4 protein-coding genes and 1 pseudogene are annotated in these 5,316 nt (G+C 33.8%); 3 read left to right on the top strand and 2 right to left on the bottom strand.

What is annotated here, in order from left to right; all coding sequences use genetic code 11:
* Positions 1–249 precede the first annotated feature (249 nt).
* Entirely contained in the window at positions 250–738 is a 489-nt protein-coding gene (locus tag DNK84_RS03315) for a PhzA/PhzB family protein (RefSeq protein WP_119343153.1), read from the bottom strand.
* Positions 739–1,241: 503 nt separating this feature from the next.
* Positions 1,242–1,436 (bottom strand): annotated as a pseudogene (locus DNK84_RS14765) (Tn3 family transposase); the annotation flags it as partial.
* 155 nt (positions 1,437–1,591) lie between these two features.
* Between DNK84_RS14765 and DNK84_RS03325 the strand changes: the two are divergent.
* Genes DNK84_RS03325 through dnaB form a run of 3 tightly spaced genes read left to right on the top strand, consistent with a single transcriptional unit; the run spans position 1,592 to position 5,163 of the window.
* Complete coding sequence (locus DNK84_RS03325; protein WP_119343154.1) at positions 1,592–2,611, top strand: ParA family protein; 1,020 nt, start codon at positions 1,592–1,594, stop codon at positions 2,609–2,611.
* Between the two features lie 5 nt (positions 2,612–2,616).
* Positions 2,617–3,801, top strand: a complete 1,185-nt coding sequence (locus DNK84_RS03330; RefSeq protein WP_119343155.1) for a hypothetical protein — start codon at positions 2,617–2,619, stop codon at positions 3,799–3,801.
* Between the two features lie 6 nt (positions 3,802–3,807).
* The gene (dnaB, locus tag DNK84_RS03335) at positions 3,808–5,163 is read left to right on the top strand and encodes a replicative DNA helicase (protein ID WP_119343156.1); all 1,356 of its coding nucleotides are present in this window, start codon (positions 3,808–3,810) and stop codon (positions 5,161–5,163) included.
* Positions 5,164–5,316: the final 153 nt, after the last annotated feature.

The raw sequence follows: 5,316 nt of genomic DNA on the forward strand, positions 1-5,316 counted from the left end.
TATTTTTGCAGTGTATCCTCTTTACCGTCATTAAAAATTCATAAATCTTTTCCCAAGCATTTCCATTTATGTGATAATGCATTTTGCAATCCTTTGTTGTTTTTCTCAAATATATTTCAAACCAAGGATTGCAACCTTGCAAATCATTTTTTAATTAAATCAACTTAATTTCACATCTTGTAGTTTTTTTGGTTCACAGAACCTAATACTTAATTCTAATTATATTTCATCACTACATAACTCTCGCTATCAAGCAGGAATACCTCTCCGGTCTATTTTCGGTACATTGATATTAAGGGCTTTGAGCTGCTTTATAGGGTTCATAAACTCACGGTTACGAATTATTAGAGTATCACGCAACTCAAAGGAATGAATAAAGTGATTTTCATAGTAACTTTCAGGATAACCTGGAAAACGGATGACACCATGGCCATCGCATTCAACCCAAATATGATTAGGGTTATCAGTAGTAAAAATTTTGATATTGTACCACTCCCAATCTGGAAAACATTGAAGAGACCAGCGAGCATGGCGTTTTAAATTTTCAATACCACGAATAATTATTGGCTCGCCGGTTTCTGTCGTCCATAAACCTCCTTCAGCATCCTCTGCAAAAAGTTTGTGTCTTTGCAAACGTGCCTCACCTCGTGTAAATTTCAGATAATTCTCTACAACTTTACGATTTTTTTTACGAAAATAATTAAAATCATCGTTATATATAATCTCTTTTTTGTCCATAAGATACACCAGTTTACTCTTTTATACTTCCATAAAAAATTAATGCAAAATCTTCGGTATTACTTGATAGATTGCTAAAATGCAAAATTTCACATCTCCATATCGTATTGGAATGACTACTTTCTGCTTTATTCGACATTTCATGTATATTCTCTTAATCATCCTTAAATCCAGATGACATAACTTAAACCTTAAAGACACAAAAAAAGATAACTTGGTGAAAAAATACTTGATTGAATTACAAGCATTTGATACATTTGACGTTGTCGATAGTTGCGTCGGCTTCCATTAAGGCAACAAAGTTTGGTCGCGGAGTTGCGTTAATCAATTTCATTCTATCTGTTTATACATAGATGCAAATCAAAATAAATTAAACACTGATATGTATCATATATGACTGTTTCTAATATGGCAACATGTTTTATGCAATTATGATAAATTTTTCTTTTCTATGCGGTCGAAGACAGAGCACCACGGGTGATACCCGTGGTGCTCTGTCTTCGACCGCATAGATGACTAATGGCAAAAATAGCTTCGGTATAACCATGAGTATCCGTTGAATGCATATCACTCTTAACACCCTCATTATGTAGCAAGCCATCAATCACATAAGGTGCATCTCGGTCAGAGCTGCTGAAGACTGTACTATGGAAAAGTATGCTTCGCTCATCAACAAAGGTGTAAATATTTATACTTTTGAGAATATATGCGACTAATTTCATATCATGTTTCGTAAAGAAAAATCTTATTTAAAATTTATAATAAAAAATTAAAACTTTTAACGTGATTATATTTGACTTGTGTTAATAATATTTTATAATTTAAACATAAATCGTTAACATGGTTGTTTTTTATGAATGGATACATATTCAGTCAAATCAAAATAAATGAAATTGCAAGGTTAACTGGTACAAGTGCTGCTCTAGTAAGTAGATACTTTAAAAATCAAGAAGAAAATAGAGTCACAAGAGTAAATCAAAGAATAGTGGGAATACAACCATCTGCTGCACAAGATTATTTAAAAAATGCAGGGCTGGATTATTTTTATATGCCATCTGTAACGTTATTTGCAAATCTTTGTGGTGGAGTTGGAAAAACTTCTGGAGTAGCAAATCTAAGCGCATCACTAAGAAGGATTGTGAATAAAGAAACACCTATAGTGTTAATTGATGGTGATTCTCAGGCAAGCCTAACTGGAATGATTTTTGGAAAAGAGGCTGATGATGAAGACTCAATACTAGTTGATTACTTGGAAGGAAAAGCCAAGTTAGATGATATAGTCACCCCTCTTCATGATAATATTTGGGTTATGAAATCTAACTTAAATCAAGCTTGGATTGAAAAAGTTTTAGTTAAGCCAAAAGAAATAAAGGAAGGAATGTTAAATTTATATAAAGAAATTTTTTCTAAATTCGGCTCAGATACAAAAATATTTCAAGATCATACGCCCCAGCTATCAAATCTGTTCGCATCAAGTGTGTGTGCCTTATTTCATCTGCCAAACACAATTAAAAAGTCTATTTTAATCCCAATGAGAAGCGATTCGGTTGCAATTAATGGTGCTAATTATATTATCAAAGAAATTGAAGATGTATGTGAAACGTTTTCAAGAGATTATGACTCCATTGGCATTCACTGCTATTTCTCGAATGTAGATAGAAGATTTTCGACAACATCAGAGGCATTAGAATTAATAAAAAAAAAACCACGGGTTATGAGACATTTAGCATCCCCTATTATAAGAACATGTGCAGATATAACAAAATCAACAATGTCGCATCAAAATATTTTTTCATCAGGTAAATCTAGTAATGCTATTGAGGATTTTCAAGATTTAATGCAATTTACATATCAATATGGGGTTGAGAGGTAATAAAAATGGCTAGCTTAGAAGATTTAAGCAGAAGCTTAGGTGTTGATCTAAATCCATCGAATAAAAAAGCTGGAAAAAAAAGACGTTCATGGCTACTAGAAAAAAATAGTGACAATCAGTCTACAAAAGGTCTACAAACAGGTGACAATCAGTCTACAAAATCATCTAGTTACGACTATAACTCCTTAACAGGAATACAGAAAAAAATTGTTGAATATATGTACAAATCATGTTTGGATATCAAAACCAGAATAACACAAAAAATTAATATCCAAGATATTCAAACTGCTTTAGAAATAGGCGAAAGCTCTGCTAAAACAAGCATCTTAAGATTAAAAGAGAAAAAATGTATTTTTATATATAGCAGAAAAAATGGAAGAGGTGGTTGGTGTAAATATGAAATAGAACGTAATTTATTTCATAGCATGATAAACGGTCTACAAAATGACAAAAACATAGGAGATCAGTCTTCTATATATAATAGTAATACTATTACTATAAATAAAAATAAAAGTGAACAAAGACAAGATCAAAATACAAACAACACGTTAGACAGTAATATTATTGCTCAATTACAACAGCAAATTTTAGAACTTCAAAAATCTCAACAGAATACAATTGCTAAAACCGAAAATGAAATACAGACGCTTGAAAAAAATGAAAACATAGAAGAGTGGTCTAATATTGATATTTCATCTCTTGAACCGTTTGGTTTTAATCAAAAGCATTTAAAACAGATTATTGCTTTTAACGATAAGTTAGATGATAAAAGTAAAATAACATTTTCAGATTTACAGGAAAGTATTGAACATTATTCCTGGGCGCTTGAAAACCGCCTTGAAGAAATGACAGAAAAGTATGGTAAAGGATTTGCAAACAATAAGCTTCGCGTTTTAATGGGTGTCTTAAAACAAGGTAAAAGCTGGATTGAACCACAGTATGAGTCACCAGAAGAAATGGCAATAAAAGAGCAAGTGAATGCCAATAAAGTTCGTTTAGAGCGGATTCAGGCATTAAAAGAAGAACAGTTCAATACAGCATTTGAATTATGGAAAGCACAATTAACAAAAGCACAGTTTGATGAAATAAGAGCGTCGCTGTCATCAACATACTCGAAACTCAGTGATGACAGCAAGATGCTTGTAACCGCCTTCAAAAAACACTTTAAAGAAAACGTTTACGGAGAATAATATACGATGGATCCAAAAATAAATCAATTAAAGTCTTCAGATGCAGAGCAATCTGTCATCGGTGCCTTAATTTTAGATAACAATGCTTATGATCGAATCAGTGATATATTAACACCACAGGATTTTTTTTATATTCCTAACCAGCTGGTTTATCAGCATATTGAAGGGCTGGCAGGGAAGGGCAAGCCCTTTGACGTGATTACGTTATCTGATTCCTTAAACCAGTCAAAATTATTAGACCAGGTAGGGGGATTAGCGTATCTGGCAAAGATTGCTAAAGATACACCCAGTTCAGTAAATATAAAAGCGTACGCTGATATTGTTCGCAATAAAGCCATTAAGCGCAAGCTATCCAATGCATTAATGCAATCCAATGAAATGCTTTATCACAGCCAGGGGATTAGTGAAGAGGCAATACTAGATAAAGTGGAGCAAAATATATTATCAGTTCGTCACGAGATTGATGTCTCAGATGATGATGCTGTGATGGCTAAAGCGGTGATTCCTGAAATTATTGATTACCTGGATAGACTCAATGAACAGGGAAATGGTCTGGCAGGGCTTACAACGGGGTTTATTGATTTAGATGACAAATTATGTGGATTAGGTGAAGAACAGCTTATCATCGTAGCCGGAAGGCCAGCAATGGGTAAAACAAGTTTTGCGATGAATATTGCTGAAGCTGTATTAACGCAAACAGATAGATCAGTACTATTGTTTTCGATGGAAATGTCAGCAAAAGATATTATGATGCGTATGTCTGCCTCTTTGGGGCGGTTATCATTTTCAAAGATAAGATCTGCTGATTTTGATGATAAAGACTGGAATTTACTAGCAGCTGCTTTTGATCGTGTTGCTAAGCTTGATTTTGGTATTATTGATAAACCCGCATTAACGCCAAACGAGCTAAAACATAAAGCACGTAAATTTAAGCGTGAGCATCCCAATCTTGGATTGATTGTTGTTGATTATTTACAGCTGATGCAATCACATAAATATCAAAACAATAGGAATCTGGAAGTATCACACATATCAAATGAATTAAAAGCTCTTGCTAAGGAGCTTAAAGTGCCCGTGGTGGCACTTTCTCAATTAAACCGTGGTGTAGAGGACCGACGGGATAAACGGCCGATGATGAGCGACCTACGTGATTCTGGAGCGATTGAGCAGGATGCGGATGTAGTTTTATTTGTTTATCGTGATGAAGTTTACAACCAGGATGATCCTGAAGTAAAAGGGCAGGCGGAGATTATTATTGGCAAGCAGAGGAATGGTGAAATAGGTAAAGTTAAATTGACTTTTAGAGGTGAGTTTTGTCGATTTGAGAATGCTATGCTGAATATAACCTCTTTTAAATCATGATTATGGCTCTTTTCCGTTTATTGTGGGTATGGAATTCAGTAGAGATATACTCGAATTTGGTGTATGGGCTGAAATATAATCAGCGATACTTAGGTGGTGTATTCACTGCAGAATGATAGAATTATTTTGCAAAGTAAAAACGCTCAAAATGGC

The sequence above is a fragment of the Facilibium subflavum genome (assembly GCF_003574485.1).
GTDB classification, from domain to species: domain Bacteria; phylum Pseudomonadota; class Gammaproteobacteria; order Francisellales; family Francisellaceae; genus Facilibium; species Facilibium subflavum.

What these genes read in the sequence shown, in the direction of transcription:
- DNK84_RS03330 (WP_119343155.1), top strand. Translation starts at nt 2,617, where the DNA reads ATGGCTAGCTTAGAAGATTTAAGCAGAAGCTTAGGTGTTGATCTAAAT.
- DNK84_RS03325 (WP_119343154.1), top strand. Translation starts at nt 1,592, where the DNA reads ATGAATGGATACATATTCAGTCAAATCAAAATAAATGAAATTGCAAGG.
- DNK84_RS03315 (WP_119343153.1), bottom strand. Translation starts at nt 738, where the DNA reads ATGGACAAAAAAGAGATTATATATAACGATGATTTTAATTATTTTCGT.
- dnaB (WP_119343156.1), top strand. Translation starts at nt 3,808, where the DNA reads ATGGATCCAAAAATAAATCAATTAAAGTCTTCAGATGCAGAGCAATCT.